This window comes from Kitasatospora sp. NPDC001225, assembly GCF_053597855.1.
On the sequence record NZ_JBSFJC010000102.1, the window covers coordinates 1 to 18,740 of the forward strand.

Annotated in this window: 16 protein-coding genes; 6 read left to right on the plus strand and 10 right to left on the minus strand. The window is 73.8% G+C overall.

All coding sequences use genetic code 11. The annotated features are described in order from the left end of the window. Window positions 1-119: 119 nt before the first annotated feature. A complete protein-coding gene (locus ACWDCZ_RS28580) occupies window positions 120-1,037 on the plus strand; it encodes an aminoglycoside phosphotransferase family protein (RefSeq protein WP_449817324.1) in 918 nt (305 codons plus the stop codon). A 38-nt stretch (window positions 1,038-1,075) separates the two neighbouring features. On the opposite strand, the gene ACWDCZ_RS28585 is transcribed toward ACWDCZ_RS28580, so the two are convergent. The 5 genes from ACWDCZ_RS28585 to dxr form a co-directional block, all read right to left on the minus strand. After that, complete coding sequence (locus tag ACWDCZ_RS28585) at window positions 1,076-1,624, minus strand: GNAT family N-acetyltransferase (protein WP_449817325.1); 549 nt, start codon at window positions 1,622-1,624, stop codon at window positions 1,076-1,078. A gap of 78 nt (window positions 1,625-1,702) precedes the next feature. Next, window positions 1,703-2,578: a GNAT family N-acetyltransferase gene (locus tag ACWDCZ_RS28590; protein ID WP_049651309.1), complete on the minus strand. Its 876-nt coding sequence runs from the start codon at window positions 2,576-2,578 to the stop codon at window positions 1,703-1,705. Window positions 2,579-2,786: 208 nt separating this feature from the next. Further along, window positions 2,787-3,947 carry a flavodoxin-dependent (E)-4-hydroxy-3-methylbut-2-enyl-diphosphate synthase gene (gene ispG, locus ACWDCZ_RS28595; protein ID WP_049651296.1) on the minus strand — a complete coding sequence of 387 codons (1,161 nt, stop codon included), beginning with the start codon at window positions 3,945-3,947 and terminating at the stop codon, window positions 2,787-2,789. Window positions 3,948-4,090: 143 nt separating this feature from the next. Beyond that, a complete protein-coding gene (locus ACWDCZ_RS28600) occupies window positions 4,091-5,395 on the minus strand; it encodes a M50 family metallopeptidase (protein ID WP_049651297.1) in 1,305 nt (434 codons plus the stop codon). A gap of 69 nt (window positions 5,396-5,464) precedes the next feature. Continuing rightward, the gene (gene dxr, locus ACWDCZ_RS28605; RefSeq protein WP_049651298.1) at window positions 5,465-6,706 is read right to left on the minus strand and encodes a 1-deoxy-D-xylulose-5-phosphate reductoisomerase; all 1,242 of its coding nucleotides are present in this window, start codon (window positions 6,704-6,706) and stop codon (window positions 5,465-5,467) included. A 68-nt stretch (window positions 6,707-6,774) separates the two neighbouring features. Between dxr and ACWDCZ_RS28610 the strand changes: the two genes are divergently transcribed. Further along, on the plus strand, window positions 6,775-7,443 hold the full coding sequence (locus tag ACWDCZ_RS28610; RefSeq protein ID WP_117487826.1) for an NAD(P)H-binding protein: 669 nt from the start codon (window positions 6,775-6,777) through the stop codon (window positions 7,441-7,443). 149 nt (window positions 7,444-7,592) lie between these two features. Here the strand turns inward: ACWDCZ_RS28610 and ACWDCZ_RS28615 are convergent, their stop codons facing one another. The 3 genes from ACWDCZ_RS28615 to ACWDCZ_RS28625 all read right to left on the minus strand — a co-directional run bounded on the left by ACWDCZ_RS28615 (window position 7,593) and on the right by ACWDCZ_RS28625 (window position 13,010). Continuing rightward, complete coding sequence (locus ACWDCZ_RS28615) at window positions 7,593-9,035, minus strand: aldehyde dehydrogenase family protein (protein WP_049651300.1); 1,443 nt, start codon at window positions 9,033-9,035, stop codon at window positions 7,593-7,595. A gap of 180 nt (window positions 9,036-9,215) precedes the next feature. Next, window positions 9,216-10,784 (minus strand): PucR family transcriptional regulator, encoded by a 1,569-nt coding sequence (locus tag ACWDCZ_RS28620; RefSeq protein ID WP_049651301.1) that lies wholly within the window; start codon window positions 10,782-10,784, stop codon window positions 9,216-9,218. 153 nt (window positions 10,785-10,937) lie between these two features. Further along, on the minus strand, window positions 10,938-13,010 hold the full coding sequence (locus tag ACWDCZ_RS28625) for an ATP-binding protein (RefSeq protein WP_449817326.1): 2,073 nt from the start codon (window positions 13,008-13,010) through the stop codon (window positions 10,938-10,940). Window positions 13,011-13,255: 245 nt separating this feature from the next. Between ACWDCZ_RS28625 and gabT the strand changes: the two genes are divergently transcribed. Both gabT and ACWDCZ_RS28635 read left to right on the plus strand, forming a co-directional pair. After that, window positions 13,256-14,596 carry a 4-aminobutyrate--2-oxoglutarate transaminase gene (gene gabT / locus ACWDCZ_RS28630; protein WP_049651302.1) on the plus strand — a complete coding sequence of 447 codons (1,341 nt, stop codon included), beginning with the start codon at window positions 13,256-13,258 and terminating at the stop codon, window positions 14,594-14,596. A 470-nt stretch (window positions 14,597-15,066) separates the two neighbouring features. Further along, window positions 15,067-15,741, plus strand: coding sequence for a phosphatase PAP2 family protein (locus tag ACWDCZ_RS28635; RefSeq protein WP_449817327.1), 675 nt, complete (start codon window positions 15,067-15,069; stop codon window positions 15,739-15,741). On the opposite strand, the gene ACWDCZ_RS28640 is transcribed toward ACWDCZ_RS28635, so the two are convergent. Then, window positions 15,714-16,046, minus strand: coding sequence for a DUF2218 domain-containing protein (locus ACWDCZ_RS28640; protein WP_049651304.1), 333 nt, complete (start codon window positions 16,044-16,046; stop codon window positions 15,714-15,716). The genes ACWDCZ_RS28635 and ACWDCZ_RS28640 overlap by 28 nt on opposite strands. A gap of 169 nt (window positions 16,047-16,215) precedes the next feature. Between ACWDCZ_RS28640 and ACWDCZ_RS28645 the strand changes: the two genes are divergently transcribed. Further along, window positions 16,216-16,737 (plus strand): MarR family winged helix-turn-helix transcriptional regulator, encoded by a 522-nt coding sequence (locus ACWDCZ_RS28645; RefSeq protein WP_049651305.1) that lies wholly within the window; start codon window positions 16,216-16,218, stop codon window positions 16,735-16,737. Here the strand turns inward: ACWDCZ_RS28645 and ACWDCZ_RS28650 are convergent. Beyond that, window positions 16,652-17,593, minus strand: a complete 942-nt coding sequence (locus ACWDCZ_RS28650; protein WP_449817333.1) for an EamA family transporter — start codon at window positions 17,591-17,593, stop codon at window positions 16,652-16,654. The genes ACWDCZ_RS28645 and ACWDCZ_RS28650 overlap by 86 nt on opposite strands. Window positions 17,594-17,771: 178 nt before the next feature. Here ACWDCZ_RS28650 and ACWDCZ_RS28655 point away from each other — a divergent pair, with 178 nt between their 5' ends. Further along, on the plus strand, window positions 17,772-18,677 hold the full coding sequence (locus ACWDCZ_RS28655) for a LysR family transcriptional regulator (protein WP_449817328.1): 906 nt from the start codon (window positions 17,772-17,774) through the stop codon (window positions 18,675-18,677). The last annotated feature ends 63 nt before the right edge of the window (window positions 18,678-18,740 follow it).

Genomic DNA, 18,740 nt, shown 5'->3' on the forward strand with positions numbered 1-18,740 from the left:
CCTCCAGGGTTGGCAGTCTGAAAATCATCCAGCCCCCGGAGCGGCCACCCCCGGAGCCGCCCCCGGCCCCCCACCCTCCCGAGAGCCCACCCCCCACCCCAAACCCCCACAATGGACCCATGTCGGGAGCCGAACCCACCATCACCGTCCCCACCTGGCTGACGCACAGCGTCACCGCCACCCAAGGCGAAGCCGCCCACCCCTGGCTCGCCACCCTCCCCGCCAGGACCGCCGCCCACCTCGCCGCCTGGAACCTCACCCTGGAACGGGTCCTCGACCCCGGCGGCAGCCTCAGCCTCGTCGCGTACGTCCACCGCGACGACCTCTCCCCCGCCGTCCTCAAGGTCGGCTTCCCCACCCCCGAGACCGTCCACGAGCACACCGCCCTGGCCCACTGGGCCGGCCGCAGAGCCGTCCTCCTGCTCGACTCCGCCCCCGCCGAGGGCGTCCTGCTGCTCGAACGCCTCCACGGCGGGATCCCGCTGCGCTCGCTCGCCGAGCCCAAGGCCATGCTGGAGGCCACCAGCCTGCTGCACCGCCTCTGGACGGAGCTCCCCGAGGGCCACCCGTTCCCCGCGCTCTCCCAGCGGGTCGACGCCGCCGCCCGTCTCGCGGAACTCCCCCACCCCGTCGCCGCCGAGGCGCGGCAGCTGATCGCCGAGGCGCTGGACACCGCCCGGGACCTGGCCGGCTCCGCCGACGAGTCCTTCCTCCTGCACGGCGACTTCCACCACGGCAACGTCCTGGCCGCCGACCGCGCCCCCTGGCTGGCCGTCGACCCGCGCCCGCTGGCCGGCGAACGCGCCTACGACCTGGCCCGGCTGGCGCTGGACCGCGCCGACACCCTGTTCGGTTCCCCCGGCGCCCCCGCCGCCGTCCGCCGCCGCCTGGGCCGGCTCTCCGAAGCCCTCGAGGTCGACCAGGACCGCCTCCGCGGCTGGACCCTCTTCCGCGCCGTCGACCTCGCGCTCCGCGCCCTCGCCGCGGACCGCCGCGAGGACGCCGAGCTCTACCTCGAGTTCGCCGACACCCTCTGACCCACGGGGCCCGCCAACTCCCCCCGCCCCGACGGCAGTTACCCCCCGGCCCCCCGCAGGGGCAACGGCGCCCCCATCACCGCGTACAGCCGGTCCGTCGCCGGGAACCGCACCGCCCGCGCCAGGTCCCGGTACCCCAGTGCCCGGTAGAGCCGCCGCGCCGGCGTCTCCGCGTCGATCGCCGAGAGGATGCTCCGCTCCAGCCCCGATCCCTCGCACAGCGTCCGGATGATCCGCGAGCCGACCCCCTGCCCCTGGAACTCCGGCAGCACGTGCAGTTCGGTGACGGCGAAGACCCCGTCCAGCCAGTCCCCGCACCCGCGGGCGGCCAGGTAGGGCTCGATCACCGTGCTCCACCAGTGCTCCCGCTGGTTGGGCATCCCGTACCCGAACCCGACCAGCCGCCCCCCGCTCATCGCCCCGAGCGCGATCACCCCCGGCTGCTGGGCGTGCCGCCCCACGATGTGCAGCCGTACCGCGACCTCCTCGGGCGTCAGCCCGAACGCCACCGCCTGGACCTCCAGCGCCTGCGGCGCCCAGTCCGCGAGGTCGATGGCCCCGATCGTCACCCCGGTCAGCTGATCCATGCTCCGGACGTTACTACCAGCGGCCCCGCGGCGCGGCCGAAGATCCCAACAGCGCCCCGCGCGGCCCGAACGGGCCGCTCAGAACAGCACGCTCATGAACGCCCCGACCTCCTGGAACCCCACCCGCCGGTACGCGGCCCGGGCCCGCAGGTTGAAGTCGTTGACGTACAGCGACACCACCGGCGCCACCTCCCGCAACGCGACCTCCAGGACCGCCGCCATCCCCGTCTCGGAGAGCCCCCGCCCCCGGTGCTCCGGAGCGACCCAGACCCCCTGGATCTGGCAGGCCCCCTCCGTCACCGCCCCGATCTCCGCCTTGAAGACGACCTGCCCGTCCTCGCCGAACCGCGCGAACGACCGTCCGGTGGACACGAGTTCGGCCACCCGGGCCTGGTAGAGGAGCCCTCCGTCCCCCGCCAGCGGCGACACCCCCACCTCCTCGGTGAACATCGCCACGCAGGCCGGCATCAGGGTCTCGACCTCGTTGCGCCGCACCCTCCGCACCAGCGGATCCGGCGCGATCTCCGCCGACGGCACCGAGGTCGCCATCAGCGGCTGGTGCGCCCGGACGTCCCGGGGCGGGCCCCAACTGCGCTCCAGCAGTGCCCAGAAGGCCGCCGTGGCCGCCGCCGGCCCGACGATCGAGGAGCAGCGCCGCCCCTGGCGGCGGGCCCGTTCCGCGAACGCCGCGACCGCTTCCGGCCCGGCGTCGACCAGGACCAGGTTCGCCCCGGCGTAGCAGAGCGCGCCCAGCACGCCGTCCCCGTCGTACCAGCCCCACATCTCCCCGCCGAGCCGCCACGGGTCCAGCCCGACGGCCTCGACCCTGGTCGCGACGAAGGCGTTGGCCACCGGGTCGCGGTGGAGGATCTCCAGGGCCTCCGGCAGGTCCGGCGGCTCCAGCACGCGGGTGGTGGCCAGGGCCCGGGCGGCCTGGAAGGAGCTCGGGAGCATCACACCGCGATCGAGCATCGGGACAGCACCTCACTGAGACGACTCTGGCCGCACCCTACTCCGTGGCCCCACCCGGCTACGGCCGCGGGGCCGTCCGCGAACGGACGGCCCCGCTTCCGGAAAACACCGCGCGGACGCTCCCGCACGGTCAGGACAACCTACGGCTGTCGGAAACACGCTGCGCGGGGGCCGCTCCCCCCGCGGCCCTTCACTCCCCGGCGACCACGGTCGGCGCCCCCGCCTCGACACCCGCCGCCTGCATCTGCTCGGCGAGCTTGAGGGCCTCCTCGATCAGGGTCTCGACGATCTTCGACTCCGGAACGGTCTTGATGACCTCGCCCTTGACGAAGATCTGGCCCTTGCCGTTGCCGGAGGCGACCCCGAGGTCGGCCTCCCGGGCCTCGCCCGGGCCGTTCACGACGCAGCCCATGACGGCCACCCGCAGCGGCACCTCCATGCCCTCCAGCCCGGCGGTGACCTCCTCCGCGAGCTTGTAGACGTCCACCTGGGCGCGCCCGCAGGAGGGGCAGGAGACGATCTCCAGGCCGCGCTCGCGCAGCCCGAGCGACTCCAGGATCTGGTTGCCGACCTTGATCTCCTCGGCCGGCGGGGCGGAGAGCGAGACCCGGATGGTGTCGCCGATGCCCTCGGCCAGCAGCGCGCCGAAGGCGACCGCCGACTTGATGGTGCCCTGGAAGGCCGGCCCGGCCTCGGTCACGCCGAGGTGCAGCGGGTAGTCGCACGCGGCGGCGAGCTGGCGGTAGGCGTTGATCATCACGACCGGGTCGTTGTGCTTGACCGAGATCTTGATGTCGCGGAAGTCGTGCTCCTCGAACAGCGAGCACTCCCACAGCGCCGACTCCACCAGCGCCTCCGGGGTGGCCCGGCCGTACTTCTCCAGCAGGCGCTTGTCCAGCGAGCCGGCGTTGACGCCGATCCGGATCGGCACGCCCGCGTCCTTGGCGGCCTTGGCGATCTCGCCGACCTTGTCGTCGAACTGCTTGATGTTGCCCGGGTTCACGCGCACCGCGGCGCAGCCGGCGTCGATCGCGGCGAAGACGTACTTGGGCTGGAAGTGGATGTCCGCGATGACCGGGATCTGCGACTTCTTGGCGATGATCGGCAGCGCGTCGGCGTCGTCCTGCGTGGGCACGGCGACCCGGACGATCTGGCAGCCGGACGCGGTGAGCTGGGCGATCTGCTGCAGCGTGGCGTTGATGTCGGAGGTGACCGTGGTGGTCATCGACTGCACCGAGACCGGGGCGTCGCCGCCGACCGGCACGTTGCCGACCATGATCTGCCGGGAGTAGCGGCGCTTGGCCAGCGGCTTGAGCGGCAGGGACGGAATACCGAGCGAGATCGCGGTCATGTGCGCAGGGTTCCCCGGGGTTGAGGTGTGGTCGACCGCCCGGCCGTGACACGGCCGAGGCCGGGCGCGCTGACGATCGCGCACCCGGCCTCCACGGTACGGCACCGCAACGGCGCCCAGCACACCCGTGGTACCCGAACGCCCTAACTGATCTTCACCGGGTTCACCAGGTCGGCGACCATCACCAGGAGCGTGAAGCCGATGAAGATGCTGGCCACCACGTACGCCACCGGCATCAGCCTGGCGACGTCGAACGGGCCCGGGTCGGGCCGCCTGAACAGCTGTGCGAAGCGGCGCCGGACCGCCTCCCAGGCCGCGCCGGCGATGTGCCCGCCGTCCAGCGGGAGCAGCGGCAGCATGTTGAAGAGGAAGAGCGACAGGTTGATGCCGGCCAGCAGGTTCACGAAGAACGCGATCCGCTGGGTGGCGGGCAGGTCCAGCGAGAAGACCTCGCCGCTGACCCGGGCCGCGCCGACCATGCCGACCGGGGAGTCCGGGTCGCGCGGGGCGTCGCCGACGACGGCGTTCCACAGCCCGGGGATCTTGCCCGGCAGGGCGGCCAGCGACTTCACCCCGTTCTCGGCCATGTCGTACATCCGGTCCACCGACTGCCCGAAGCCTAGCTGGACGGTTTCGCTCTTCGGGGTGAACCCGAGGAACCCGGCCTGCACGGTCTGGCCCTTCAGCGGCACGCCCTTGCCGTCGTACTTCTGCACGTCGTTGACGGCGATGGTGGGCGTGAAGGTGAGCCGCTCGCCACCGCGCTCCACGACGATCGCCACCTGCTTGCCGGCCGACTTCCGGATGTCCGCCTGGAGCTGGTCGTAGTCGCGGATCCGGTCGCCGTCGAAGGAGAGCACCTTGTCGCCCTGGCGCAGCCCCACCTCGTTGGCCGGGGTCTTGGGCGCGTCGGCGGGGCAGGTGTCGGTGGGCTGGCCGGCCTTGACCACGCACTGGGCGACCGAGCCGATGGTCGGCACCGTCATCGAGACGCCGAAGCCCATCATGACGGTCAGGAAGAGCCCGAACGCCAGGACCAGGTTCATGAACGGCCCGGCGAACATCACGATCATGCGCTTCCACGGCTTGCGGGTGTAGAAGAGCCGGCTCTCGTCACCCTCCTGGAGCTCCTCGTAGGAGGCCTCGCGGGCGTCCTCGATCATGGTGCGCCAGGGCGAACTGCTGCGCTTGGTGATCCGGCCGTCCTCGCCCGGCGGGAACATCCCGATCATCCGGATGTACCCGCCGAACGGGATCGCCTTGATGCCGTACTCGGTCTCGCCCTTCCGGCGCGACCAGAGGGTCGGGCCGAAGCCGACCATGTACTGGGGCACCCGGATGCCGAACAGCTTGGCCGTGGAGAGGTGGCCGAGTTCGTGCCAGGCGATCGAGACGAGCAGCCCGATGACGAAGACCAGGATGCCGACCACCGTCAAAACCGTTGCCACCGCTGGTCCTCCGTCATGCCGCTCCGCTCATCGTCTCGTCCTACCGCAATCGGGGTCGTCGGTCGACCGTCAGCCGGCCGCCAGCTCGCGGGCCCGGGCGCGCGCCCAGTCCTCCGCGTGCAGGACGTCCTCGACCGTCAGGGAAGTTCCCGCCGCCGGAGCGCCGTCCCGCTGACCGTGCTCGGCCACGACCTTGGCAACAGTGTCCACGATTCCGGTGAAAGCGAGGCGGCCCTTCAGGAACGCCTCCACACACTCCTCGTTGGCCGCGTTGAACACCGCCGGGTTGGTACCGCCCAGGGTGCCCACCTCACGGGCCAGCTCGACCGCCGGGAAGGCCTCGTCGTCCAGCGGGAAGAACTCCCAGGTGGCGGCCCTGGTCCAGTCACAGGCGGGGGCCGCGTCCGGCACCCGGTCCGGCCAGCCCAGGCCCAGCGCGATCGGCATCCGCATGTCCGGCGGGCTGGCCTGCGCCAGGGTCGAACCGTCGGTGAACTCCACCATCGAATGCACCACCGACTGCGGGTGGACCACGACCTCGATCCGGTCGAACGGCACGTCGTACAGCAGGTGCGCCTCGATCACCTCCAGGCCCTTGTTCACCAGGGTGGCCGAGTTGATCGTGACGACCGGGCCCATCGCCCAGGTCGGGTGCGCCAGCGCGTCCTGCGGGGTCACCCCGGCCAGCTGCTCACGGGTGCGGTTGCGGAACGGGCCGCCGCTCGCCGTGACCACCAGCTTGCGCACCTCGGCCCGGGTACCGCCGGCCAGCGCCTGGAACAGCGCCGCGTGCTCGGAGTCCACCGGCACGATCTGGCCCGGCTTCGCCACCGCCTTCACCAGCGGACCGCCGACGATCAGCGACTCCTTGTTGGCCAGCACCAGCACCCGGCCCGCCTTCAGCGCGGCCAGCGTCGGCCGCAGGCCGATCGACCCCGTGATGCCGTTCAGCACCGAGTGGCACTCCAGGGCGGCCAGCTCGGTCGCCGCGTCCGGGCCCGCCAGCACGGTCGGCAGCGCACCGCCCGCCGCCTTCGCGGCCAGCGCCTCCCGCAGCGCCGGAACGGCCGCCGGATCGGCCACCGCCACGGTGTGCACGCCCAGCCGCACCGCCTGCTCGGCCAGCAGCTCCACCCGACCGCCCGCCGCCGACAGGGCGACCACCCGGAAACGGTCCGGGTTGCGGAGCACCACGTCGATGGCCTGGGTACCGATCGACCCGGTGGAACCCAGGATCACCAGCTCCCGGGGGCCGGAGGGGTCCGCCACGGTGGGCGTGAAACGCAGCTGCGGGTGGGCGAGCGAAGTCATGCGCCCATTGTGTCCTGTTCGCGGCACTCCCCAGGACGACTTCCGACCCTTCGGACTACCGTCGGACCATGCGTACCGTCATCGCCGGGGGCCACGGACAGATCGCGCTCCACCTGGAACGGCTGCTCGCCGCCCGCGGCGAGCGCCCCGCCGGGATCATCCGCCGCCCCGAACAGGCCCAGGACCTCGTCGACGCCGGCGCCGAGCCGCTGCTGCTCGACCTGGAGGCCGCCACCGCCACCCGGCTCGCCGCACTGCTCACCGGCGCCGACGCGGTGGTCTTCGCCGCCGGCGCCGGACCGGGCAGCGGCGCCGCCCGCAAGAACACCGTCGACCGGGACGCCGCCGTGCTGCTCGCCGACGCCGCCGAACTCGCCGGGGTCCGCCGGTACCTGATGGTCTCGGCGATGGCCGCCGACGCCCAGGCCCATTTCCCCGCCGACGAGGTCTTCGAGACCTACCTGCGGGCCAAGGGCGCCGCCGACGACGCCGTCCGGGCCCGCACCGCGCTGGACTGGACGGTGCTGCGCCCCGGACGGCTCACCGACGGCCCCGGCACCGGCCTGGTCCGGCTCGCCCCCTCCGTCGACCGCGGCGCGGTGGACCGGGCCGACGTCGCCGCCGTCCTGGCCGCCCTGCTGCGCGAACCGGGCACCGCCGGGCTGACCCTGGAGCTGGTCGCCGGGAACGCCACCGTCGAGGAGGCGGTCGCGGCGGCCGCCGGACACGACGGCTGAGCCCGCGCCGGGGCGCGAACGCGAAGAGGGCCCGGTTCGGCGAACCGGGCCCTCCCGCCTACGACGACACCGCGTCGGTCAGGGGCCTCCCGGCCCCGGCGATCTCAGAGGTCTCTGAGGTCTCTGAGGTCTCTGAGGTCTCAGAGGTCTCAGAGGTCGAGACCGGTCAGGACCATGACCTTCTCGACGGTGTAGTCGTCCATCGCGTACTTGACGCCCTCACGGCCGACACCGGAGTCCTTGACGCCGCCGTACGGCATCTGGTCGGCACGGTAGGACGGCGCGTCGCCGATGATCACACCGCCGACCTCCAGCTCCCGGTGGGCGCGGAAGGCGGTCTGCAGGTCGTGGGTGAACACGCCCGCCTGGAGACCGAACGCCGAGTCGTTGACGGCCGCGAAGGCCTCGTCCACGCCGTCCACCCTGTGCAGCGACAGCACCGGGCCGAACACCTCGGCCTTGGCCAGGATCGCGTCACCGGGCAGGTCTGCCAGCACAGTCGGGGCGTAGGTCGCACCCTCACGGGTACCGCCGGTGAGCACCTTGGCGCCCTTGGCGACCGCGTCCTCGACCCAGGACTCGACGCGCTTCGCGGCGTTCTCGTCGATCAGCGGGCCGACGTCGGTCGCGTCGTCGGCCGGGTCACCGGTGACCTGCGCCCTGACCTTGGCGACGACCTTCTCCGCCAGCGCGTCGTACACCGAGGCGTCGGCGATCACCCGCTGCACCGAGATGCAGGACTGGCCGCCCTGGTAGTTCGCGAACATCGCGATCCGGGTGGCCGCCCAGTCCAGGTCGGCCTCCGAGGACCAGTCGGCGAGCACCACGGCCGCGGCGTTGCCGCCGAGCTCCAGGGTGCAGTGCTTGCGCGGCACCGAGTCCATGATCTGGTAGCCGACCTTGTCCGAACCGGTGAACGAGATCACCGGCAGGCGCTCGTCCTGCACCAGGGCCGGCATCCGGTCGTTCGGCACGGTCAGGATCGACCAGGAGCCGACCGGCAGGTCGGTCTCGGCCAGGATCTCGCCCAGCACCATCGCCGACAGCGGGGTCGACGGAGCCGGCTTCAGGATGATCGGGGCGCCGACCGCGATCGCCGGGGCGACCTTGTGGGCGACCAGGTTCAGCGGGAAGTTGAACGGGGCGATCCCCAGCACCACACCGCGCGGGAAACGGCGCACCACCGCGAAACGGCCCACGCCGCCCGGGTCGGTGTCCAGCCGCATGGTCTCGCCGTTGGTGCGGCGCGCCTCCTCGGCGGCCCAGCGGAAGACCGACACCGCGCGGCCGATCTCACCGCGGGCCCACTTGATCGGCTTGCCGTTCTCGGCGCTGACCAGCTGGGCGAGCTCCTCGGTGCGCTCGGTCAGCCGCTTGGCCACGTGGTCCAGGGCGGCGGCACGCTGGTGCGCCGGGGTGGCGGCGAACACCGGCAGCGCGGCCACGGCGGCGTCCAGCGCCTCCTCGACCTGCGCCTCGGTCGGGATGCTCACCTTGCCGACCAGACGGCCGTCCCAGCTGTTGTGCACCTCGAAGTCGGCGTCACCGCTCGCCCGGCGGCCGGCGAGCCAGAAATCGTACGTGGTGGTCACCGTGGTACCGGCCCTCTCCTCGTCTGTCCTACGGCCCACGGACGTGGGACCCGGTTTTGAGGGTAGGCGCGGCGGCGCGCCGACCGGATTGGCCGACTAGGAGCGTTCGCCCCCGGGGCCACTCCACCGCGTCCTACCGGCGCCCCGCGGGCCGCCGGAACCCCACACCCCGCCGGCGCCTCACTCCTCGCCGGAGCGCAGCGCCAGCCACAGCTCCATCCGCACGTCCGTGTCGTCCAGCGACCGGCCCAACAGCTCCTCGACCCGGCGCATCCGGTAGCGCAGCGTGTGCCGGTGCACACCCAGGTCCGCCGCCGCCGCGTCCCACTGGCCGTGCCGCGACAGCCACGCCCGCAACGAGGCCACCAGATCCCCGCGGGCCGTCCGGTCGTGCTCCCGCAACGGCCGCAGCAGCCCCTCCGCGAAGGCCGTCACCGCGTCCTCGCCGAGCAGCGGCAGCAGCGACCCCGCGCCGACCTCCTCGTGGTCCACCGACCGGCGGCCACCGCGCAGCGCCACCGCCAGCGCCCGCTCCGCCTGCGCGTTCGCCGTCCCCGCCTCCTCCAGCGCGGCCGGCGCCGAGACGCCCAGCGACAGGCCCTCGTGCTCCTCCACCGCGCCCAGACAGGCCCGGTGCACCGCGCCGTTGTCCAGCGCCAGCACCATCAGCCGCGGCCCGTGCGCACCGTCCTCCCGCGCCACCAGCAGCTTCTCGCCCACCCGGGCGCCCGCCTGCTCGGCCCGGTCGCCCAGCTCCCCGAGCGCCTCCGCGGCATCCGCGTTGGCCGGACCGGCCCCGGCCACCAGCACCCGTATCGTCCCCTCCGGCAGCCCCCCGAACAGCCCCACCGCCACCTGGCGGGCCGTCGCCACCTCACCGGCCAGCACCATCCGCAGCAGCGCCGCGCCCATCCGCTCCTCGGCCTGCCGCAGCTCCCGCGAACGCTCCAGGGTGAGGGTCAGCAGCGCCACCGCCGCGTTCAGCACGTACCGCTCGGTCGGCGTGATCCGGTCCTCGGTCCCGACCGCCAGGAAACCCCGGGCCCGCCGGTCCGCCCCCAGCGACTGGACCACCACGTAGTCCTCGTCCGCCGTGTCTATCCCCGGCGCGCGCCCCTGCAACGCCGCACTCGACGGCGCCGGACGCCGACGCAGCCGGTCCACCTCCGCCGCCAACCGCCCAGCCCGGCGCGCCGCCCAGTCCGGCGCCACCACCGACAGCGCACCCGACCCGTCGTACAGCGCCGCCCAGCCACCCAGCCGGGCCGCCAGCCGGCGCACCACCGCCGTCGTGCCATCCTTGCCCAGCGCCGCCCGGGTCAGCTCCTCCTGCGCCTCGAAGCTGGTCGTCACCGCCTCGTACTGCTCCGCGGCCAGCGCCGCCGACACCACCTTGCTGATCGCGATGAACGGCGTCGGCTCCGGCACCCGCAGCAACGGCAGCCCGCGCTGCGCCGCCGCGTCCACCAGCGGCTGCGGCACCTCCGTGTGCGACAACCCCACCCCGAGCCCCAGCCCGACCACCCCCGCGTCGGCCAGCCGGTGCACGTACGCCTGCAACTGCGCCGCCGTACGGCCCAGCTTGATACCGGTGGTGAGCAGCAGCTCACCACCCTCCAGGAACGGCGTCGGGTCGTCCAGCTCACTGGTGTGCACCCAGCGGACCGGCCGCTCCAGGTGATCCGCACCGGCGAGGACCGTCAGATGGAGCGACGTGTTGCGGACGACGGAGGCGAGTGTGGGGGGCATGGCACCTTCGAAGGATCGACCTGACCGCGCCGTTGCGGCCGGGCGAGGAGAGGGACGTGGGACTGGTGAGGGTCTCTCCCCTTCATTATGGACGCCCCGGACAACCCGCACTGCCGAATCCACCTCGAAGGCGACTTCCCCCGCCGCCCGCCCTCAGCCCCTGAGGTCCACCAGCAGCGGCGGAACCTGCTCCCCCGACACCGCCGTCAACGACACCACCGCATGCCCCGCCGGCAACGCGTGCGCCAGATCCGACGGCGACCACCGCAGCCGCTCCACATCCCGCGTCGTCACCGACTCCGTCTGCGCCGTCGTCCCCGACAACGCCTTCCGCCCGACCCGCCCCGCCCGCCGTATCACCCCACCGGAGGTGTCGGGGGTGTGGGTGACCGCGGTCTCCTGCACCAGGTGCGTCCCCCAGGCCTCCGAGAACAGCTTCCCGTCCCACGGCGCGATCCCCGGGAACGCCATCCGGCAGCCGACCGCGCCGAACAGCGGCGCCCGCAACGCCTCGGGCAGGTCCACCAGCGTCCGCAGCAGCAGCACCGCGCCCGCGTTCGCCCCGCGCATCCGCTGCAGCCCGCGCACGGCGGCGGCGTCCAGCGCCGCCGAGGCGTCGTCCACCACCAGGCCCGCGAACAGCGAACGGTCCTCGCGGGCCCCCGCCGCCTGCACGAACTGCCCCACCACCAGCCGGGACAGCATCCGCGCCGCCTCCGGGTGGCTCCGCTCCGGCAGCTTCACCCGCACCCGCAGCGGGTGGTCCAGCACCCGCATCGCGAACGGCGGCCGACCCGTGCCGTCGGTCGCGAAAGCGCCCTCGAAGGCGGGCCGCTCCAGCAGCGCCAACCGGTCCGCCAGCAGCGCCCCGGGGTCGTCCGCCCGGTCGCGCTGCCGCTCCCGGTACTCCAGGTCCCGCTCGTGGACGGACAGCCGGCCCGCCACGCCGAGCGCCTTCACCAGCGCCGCCAGCACGTCCGGCTCACCCGCCAACAGCGCCCGCAGCTCCCGCACCCCCGGATAGCGGCCGTACGCCGCGTGGAACGGGCCCACCACCTGCTGCAGCGCGGTACGGGCATGCTCCGCGCGGGCCGTCAGCTCGTCCGGCAGCAGCGCCTCGGCCAACCGGGCGGCCGCCTCGTCCGGGTCCCGCGCGGCGCCGTAGAGGTCCAGCCCGTACAGCGAGGACGGGTCGCCGGGCGCGATCACCACGTCGTACCAGGAATCCGGGCCGAGATCGGCGTCCGCCGCCCCGACCACCACCGCACAGGCCGTACCGGCCAGCGCCTGCAGGCACAGCGCCTCGGCCACCGGCCGGGCCAGCCGCGCCGTCTTCCCCGTCCCCGCCGGACCCACTGCCAGCAGCGAGGTGCCCAGCACCGCCGGGTCCAGCGCGAAACCGGCCGCCCGGTGGCCCAGCGGATTCTTCGGGACGTCCTGCGCCGTACCGAGCCGGACCTGGCCGAGCAGCAGATCGTGCCGCTCGGCGCGGCCGGGCAGCTCGCGCGCCTCGGAGGGGTGGGCGAAGGCCGCCGCGCCGCGGCTGGCCACCTGCTCGGTGAAGGCGGGCACGAACACCGGGTCCGCCTGCGCGGACTCCCAGGCGCGCCGGATCCGCACGTAGTCGACGTCCCCCACGGCCTCGCCCTCCAGCCGGACGGCCGCCTCGGCCGCACCGCCCCGGCGCAGCCCGTCCCACGGGTCCTCCCCGCGCACGGCCTCGACCGCCCCCGGGACGTCCTCCTCGACGGGCTGCTCCTCCGTCACCGTGCGCGACAGCAGCGGCGCGACGTAACGGCGCCACACCTCGGGCCAGCGGCCCATCCGGCCGAAGATCTTGATGACGATGCCCATCACCAGAACGTTCAGAGTGAGGACCACCGATGTCGCAACGAAAGCCGACTGCGACGGCAGGACACCGATCAGCGTCGCCCCATCGGTGGCGAACTCGACGCCGTAGACAAAGGCCAGCCACGCCACCACCGCGTTCAGCCCCGCCCGCAGCAGCAGCGGCCAGGTCGCGACCTTGGCCGCCTCCGCGCGCTCGGGGTCGACGCGGCGGTAGCCGAGCCGGTAGACGCCCGGGTCGGCGTCGGGGCGCGGGGCGCAGGCCCAGGTCGCGAGGTCGAAGGAGGAGGTGCCCGCCGCGGGCCGTTGGTGGGGCAGGGGGGTCGGGGGTCTGGTGGTGGTGCGCTCGCCGTGGTGGTGTGCCCCGTCCTGTGCCATGTACGGTCCCGTTCCCTCGCCCGCCCGCCCGGCCCGACCGCCGTCGGTGCCGCCATACCCATGCCGCCGTACCGGCGACACGCCCGCGCTCAGGGTAGTGGAGCGCGGCCTGCGGGTAGTCGCGCCACCCGCGCTGGCCGTGCCGGACAAGTCGGACGGCGCACTGCTACCGAGTGGCGCGTGCCGGGGTGGGGAGGGCGGCCGTAGCCTGCGAAGCACCGAGCCGAGAAGTCTGGAGATACCCCATGAGCGCCGCAACGCCGCTCCCGCAGGAGCGCCGCCTGGTCACCGCGATCCCCGGTCCGAAGTCGCAGGAGCTGCACGCCCGCAAGCTGGGTGCGGTGGCGGCCGGTGTCGGCACCACCCTGCCGGTGTACGTGTCCCGTGCCAACGGCGGCGTGCTGGAGGACGTGGACGGCAACTCGCTGATCGACTTCGGTTCCGGCATCGCCGTGACCAATGTCGGCAACAGCGCCGAGGCCGTGGTGGCCCGGACGACCGAGCAGCTGGCCAGCTTCACGCACACCTGTTTCATGGTGACCCCGTACGAGGGTTACGTGGCCGTCGCCGAGCAGCTGAACGAGCTGACCCCGGGTGACCACGAGAAGCGCACCGCGCTGTTCAACTCGGGCTCCGAGGCCGTCGAGAACGCGGTGAAGATCGCCCGCGCCTACACCAAGCGCCAGGCCATCGTGGTGTTCGACCACGGCTACCACGGCCGCACCAACCTGACGCTGGCGCTGACGGCGAAGAACATGCCGTACAAGCAGGGCTTCGGTCCGTTCGCCCCCGAGGTCTACCGGGTTCCGGTCGCCTACCCGTACCGCTGGCTGACAGGTGCGGAGAACGCCGCCGCCGAGGCCGCCGCCCAGGCGATCGACACCATCAACAAGCAGATCGGCGCCGAGAACGTCGCCGCGATCATCATCGAGCCGATCCAGGGCGAGGGCGGCTTCATCGAGCCGGCCAAGGGCTTCCTGCCGGCGATCGTGGAGTTCGCGAAGGCGAACGGCATCGTGTTCGTCGCGGACGAGATCCAGACCGGCTTCTGCCGCACCGGCCAGTGGTTCGCGTGCGAGGACGAGGGCATCGTCCCGGACCTGATCACCACCGCCAAGGGCATCGCCGGCGGTCTGCCGCTGTCCGCGCTGACCGGCCGCGCCGAGATCATGGACGCCGCGCAGACCGGTGGTCTGGGTGGCACCTACGGCGGCAACCCGGTGGCGTGTGCCGCCGCGCTGGGTGCCATCGAGACCATGAAGGAGCAGGACCTCAACGGCAAGGCGCAGCGGATCGGCGAGATCATGCTGGGCCGCCTGCGGGCCATGCAGGAGAAGTACGAGATCATCGGCGAGGTCCGCGGCCGCGGCGCGATGATCGCCGTCGAGCTGGTGAAGCCGGGTGGCAAGGAGCCGAACGCGGAGGTCACCGCGGCCATCGCCAAGGCGTGCCACGCGGAGGGCCTGGTCGTGCTGACCGCCGGCACCTACGGCAACGTGCTGCGCTTCCTGCCGCCGCTGGTCATGCCGGAGCACCTGCTGAACGAGGGCCTGGACATCCTGGAGGGCGCGTTCGCCGCTCTCTGAGCGGTGTCGCCCGTCAGGTCGTGAACCCCCTTCCGGAGGGTTGTCCGGACAGCGCTGAACGGCCCGTGGGGACCTCTGGTCCGCACGGGCCGTTCAGTTGTCCGGGCGCGTCGCGCGGGCGGCCGGGGCATGATCGACGGGGCGCCTCCGAGGTTGCCCCGCGCAGGGTGAAGATGGTGTGCGGAATCGCTGAAGGCGCTCGGTGCGGAAGGGCTGTTGACGTAGTGTCATCGCAGATGGACAGCGAGCCTCAGCCATGGGCGCGGCCGTCCGCGGGGCCCCCTCCGGGGCCGGTTCCGCGGGTGCCGGACGAGGACGACCAGGTCGGCCCGGGAGGGCCGGCGCACACCGAAGGCCGATCGACCGACCGTCCGACCCACACCCCCCGGGGCGCACGGAACGGCGATCATCAGGGCCGCCCCGGAGCTCTCCCCCCTGCTCCGGGGCGGCTGTCCGTCGTCCTGGGCCGGGTGGCCCGGTCGGTGGCCGTCCCGGTGACGGCGGCGGTGCTGCTGGTGGTGGTGTCCTGGCAGGTCGCGGTGGAGGGGCCGCTGCTCGGCGTGGACCGTTCGGTCCGCCGGGCCGTCCGTACGGCCCACCGGGACGTCCCGGACGCGCTGCTCGACCGGCTCGGCCACCTCCTGTCGGACCTGGGCGGCGGCGTCCCGGCGGTCCCGGTGCTGCTGCTGGCCGGCGCGTTGGCGGCTTGGCGGGGGCGCCGGGCCGGGGCCGGGCGCTGGTGGCTGCCGCTGCCGGTGGCGGCGCTGACCTCGGTGCTGATCCCGCTGCTGGTGGTCCCGGCGAAGTCGGCCTTCGCCAGGCCCGGTCCGCTCGGGGAGCCGCTGACGGCGGGCCAGTGGGGCTGGTACCCGTCCGGGCACACCGCGACCGCGGCGATCTCGTACGGGGTGGCGGCGCTGCTGCTGGCCCGGGTGGCGGGGCCGCGCGCCGCCCGGGGGCTGGCGGCGGGTGCGGCGCTGCTGTCGCTCGGGGTGGGCGCGGGTCTGGTGTGGAGCGACTTCCACTGGCTGCTGGACGTGGTGGCGAGTGGGTGCCTGGCCGTCCTGGTGCTGTGGCCGCTGGCCCGGTGGCTGCCCGGGCCGGGTGCCGGGGGCGGTCAGGCCTCGGGGTCCTCGTTGCGGTGAACCAGGCCGGGCTCGCCGTTGTCCCGGTGCCACTCGATGACGAGTTCGTCGCGGGCGCCGAAGCGGACCAGGTGGCGGCCGACGACGTCCTCCAGGCCGGGCAGCTTGTCGCGCTCGCCCTCGACGGTGAGCAGCAGCGCGTCCGGCTGGGCCTCCAGGGTGGCGGTGCCGGCGCCGAAGACCATCGTGCCGCGGCCGGTCTCCTCGGAGTAGACGGCCTCGATCTTGCGCCCCATGTGGGCGGTGAGCTGCTTGGCGTAACGGCCCGGGCGGTCGGTGGCGACGCGGGCTTCGGAGCGGGGCATGGGCCCTCCAATGGTCGGGGACGGGAACTTAGGGTTCCCTCACTTGGGAGCAACGCTAACCCAGATACTGAGCCAAGCTCAACATATTTCCGCGATCGTCTTCCGCCGCCCGCCACGGGCCCCGGACCGACGGCTACCCTTGGGCGGACGCCAGCCGAGGAGACCGCCGATGACCACCACGCCGACCGACGAACCGGCGGACCCCTCCCCCGGCCCCCGGCCCGGCACCCCGGGCACCGCCGCCGAGCTGGCCGACGCGATGACCAGGGCGATCAAGCGGATCCGCCGTCAGACCGGCTGGCGGCTGGAGCCGTACGGCATCACCCCCGGCCAGGCCCGGGCCCTGCGCACGCTCGCCCACGTGCCCGGCTGCGAGACGCCGGACCACGCGATGCGGCTGAGCGACCTCGCCGACAAACTGCACATCGCCCCGCGCTCGGCGACCACCGTGGTCGACGCGCTGGAGGAGGCCGGCCTGGTCGAGCGCAGCCCCGACCCGGCCGACCGGCGGGCGGTGCGGATCCTGCTGACCGAGGCCGGACGGGCGGCGGTGGAGCGGATCGGGCAGGTCCGGGACGAGGTGGCCCAGGAGTACTTCGGCGAGGTCAGCCCCGCCGACGAGGAGGTGCTGCTGCGGGTGCTGCGCTCCGCCGAGGCCCGCTTCCTCGCAGCCGGGCCGCCACGCCGCTAGCGGCACCGGGACGCAGCGCGGTGATCCCGATCCCGGTGATCACCAGCAGCGCGGCCGCGGCGGCCGTCGGGCTGATCCGCTCGCCGAGCAGCAGCCAGGCCGAGGACATCCCGAACACCGGCACCAGCAGCGAGTAGGGCGCGACGGCGGTCGCGTCGTAGCTGCGCAGCAGGAAGCTCCAGGCGACGAAGCCGAGCAGGGTGGAGACCAGCCCGACGTAGCCGATCGCGCCTAGTCCGGCCGGGGTGATGTCGCGCAGGGCGCGCAGGTCCGCCTCGGGGCCCTCGACCAGCAGGGACAGGCCCAGCAGCGGCAGCGGCGGGACGGCGCTGACCCAGACCATCCAGCGCAGCGCGTCCGGCGGCGCGGCCCTGCGGGTCAGCACGTTGGCCAGCCCCCAGGCGACGGCGGCCAGGACGACCAGGGCGAAGGCCCCGAGCGGGCCGCCGGCGCCCTGGTCCCAGGCGCTCAGCGCGATGCCGGCGAAGGCGACCGCCAGGCCCGCCAGCCGCTGCCCGCCGGGGCGTTCGCGCAGCAGCACGGCGGCGAACAGCGCGGTGAAGCCGGCCTGCCCCTGGAGCACCAGCGAGGAGAGCCCGGCCGTCATCCCGGCGTGCATGCCGAGGAAGAGCAGTCCGAACTTGACCACCCCGAGGACCACGCCGACCGCCAGCACCCAGCGCCAGGCCACCCTGGGCGGGCCGACGAAGAAGACCGCCGGCACCGCGACGACGGCGAACCGCAGGGCGCAGAAGAGCAGCGGCGGGAAGTTGTCCAGGCCGACGTGGATCAGGACGAAGTTGAGGCCCCAGACGGCGGCCACCAGGACGGCCAGGGCGATGTGGCGGGGGCTCATGCCGCCCCGGCCGCCGGTGCCGCCCGTGCCGGTCGTGCTGCCTGTGCTGCCCGTACTGCTCATGCTGTTCCGGCCGCTCGGAGCGGCGGCGGTTGTCGCGGTCATGGGTCGAGCATGGTGGCGCCGGACCGTTCAGCACCAGCGATGAATTCTGAAGAGGACGCTTTAGTATCACTGCATGATGGACCTGGGGCGCCTGCGGGCGCTGCACGCGGTGGCGGTGCACGGCTCGGTCGGCGGGGCGGCCGCGGCACTCGGCTTCACGCCCTCGGCGGTCTCGCAGCAGATCGCCAAGCTGGAGCGGGAGACCCGGACGGTGCTGCTGGAGCGGCAGGGCCGCGGCGTGGTGCTGACCGACGCGGCGCGCGAGCTGGCCCTCACCGCGCAGACCGTGCTGGGGTTGGTGGAGCAGGCCGAGGTGCGGCTGGAGGAACAGCGCGGCCAGGCCGTCGGGCGGCTGCTGGTGGCCGCGTTCCCGTCCGGTGCCCGCGGACTGATGCCCGGGGCGCTGGCCGACCTGCGGCGGCGCTGCCCGGAGCTGGACGTCCGGCTGCTGGAGCGCGACCCGTACCCGGCGGCCGAGCTGGTGGCCCGGGGCGAGGTGGACCTGGCGCTGGTGCAGGACTGGCCGACCGTGCCGCTGCCGGTGCAGGAGGGGGTCTCCCGGATGGACCTCGGCACGGACCCGGTGGACCTGCTGCTGCCCGCCGACGACGACCTGGCCGCGCTCGACCCGGTGCCGGTGGAGCGGCTGTGCGGGCAGCGCTGGATCAGCGTGCCCCCGGGCAACATCTGCCACGACTGGCTGGTCCGCACCCTGCGCGAGGCCGGCGAGGAGCCGGACGTGCGCTACCAGGTCGGGGAGTTCGAGACCCAGATCGCGCTGGTCGCGGCCGGTCTGGGGATGGGCCTGGTGCCGAGGCTCGGACGGGGCCCGCTGCCGCCCGGGGTGGCGGCCCGCCGGGTGGCGCCGGAGCCGGGCCGCCGGGTGTTCGCGCTCTGGCGCTCCCAGGCCTCCCGGCGGCCGGCCATCACCGAGGCGCTGGCCTCGATGCGGGAGTACTGGGGGCGGCTTCCGGGCTGAGGGCCGCGGCGGCCGGTCGCCCGACCGCCGGGCCGATCGGTCCGAGGGCGAGGACCGGTGCGG

Excerpts from the sequence above, each read along its gene's own strand:
- ACWDCZ_RS28580 (WP_449817324.1), top strand. The coding sequence starts at position 120 with ATGTCGGGAGCCGAACCCACCATCACCGTCCCCACCTGGCTGACGCAC.
- ACWDCZ_RS28585 (WP_449817325.1), bottom strand. The coding sequence starts at position 1,624 with ATGGATCAGCTGACCGGGGTGACGATCGGGGCCATCGACCTCGCGGAC.
- ACWDCZ_RS28590 (WP_049651309.1), bottom strand. The coding sequence starts at position 2,578 with ATGCTCCCGAGCTCCTTCCAGGCCGCCCGGGCCCTGGCCACCACCCGC.
- ispG (WP_049651296.1), bottom strand. The coding sequence starts at position 3,947 with ATGACCGCGATCTCGCTCGGTATTCCGTCCCTGCCGCTCAAGCCGCTG.
- dxr (WP_049651298.1), bottom strand. The coding sequence starts at position 6,706 with ATGACTTCGCTCGCCCACCCGCAGCTGCGTTTCACGCCCACCGTGGCG.
- ACWDCZ_RS28610 (WP_117487826.1), top strand. The coding sequence starts at position 6,775 with ATGCGTACCGTCATCGCCGGGGGCCACGGACAGATCGCGCTCCACCTG.
- ACWDCZ_RS28620 (WP_049651301.1), bottom strand. The coding sequence starts at position 10,784 with ATGCCCCCCACACTCGCCTCCGTCGTCCGCAACACGTCGCTCCATCTG.
- ACWDCZ_RS28625 (WP_449817326.1), bottom strand. The coding sequence starts at position 13,010 with ATGGCACAGGACGGGGCACACCACCACGGCGAGCGCACCACCACCAGA.
- gabT (WP_049651302.1), top strand. The coding sequence starts at position 13,256 with ATGAGCGCCGCAACGCCGCTCCCGCAGGAGCGCCGCCTGGTCACCGCG.
- ACWDCZ_RS28640 (WP_049651304.1), bottom strand. The coding sequence starts at position 16,046 with ATGCCCCGCTCCGAAGCCCGCGTCGCCACCGACCGCCCGGGCCGTTAC.
- ACWDCZ_RS28645 (WP_049651305.1), top strand. The coding sequence starts at position 16,216 with ATGACCACCACGCCGACCGACGAACCGGCGGACCCCTCCCCCGGCCCC.
- ACWDCZ_RS28650 (WP_449817333.1), bottom strand. The coding sequence starts at position 17,593 with ATGAGCCCCCGCCACATCGCCCTGGCCGTCCTGGTGGCCGCCGTCTGG.
- ACWDCZ_RS28655 (WP_449817328.1), top strand. The coding sequence starts at position 17,772 with ATGATGGACCTGGGGCGCCTGCGGGCGCTGCACGCGGTGGCGGTGCAC.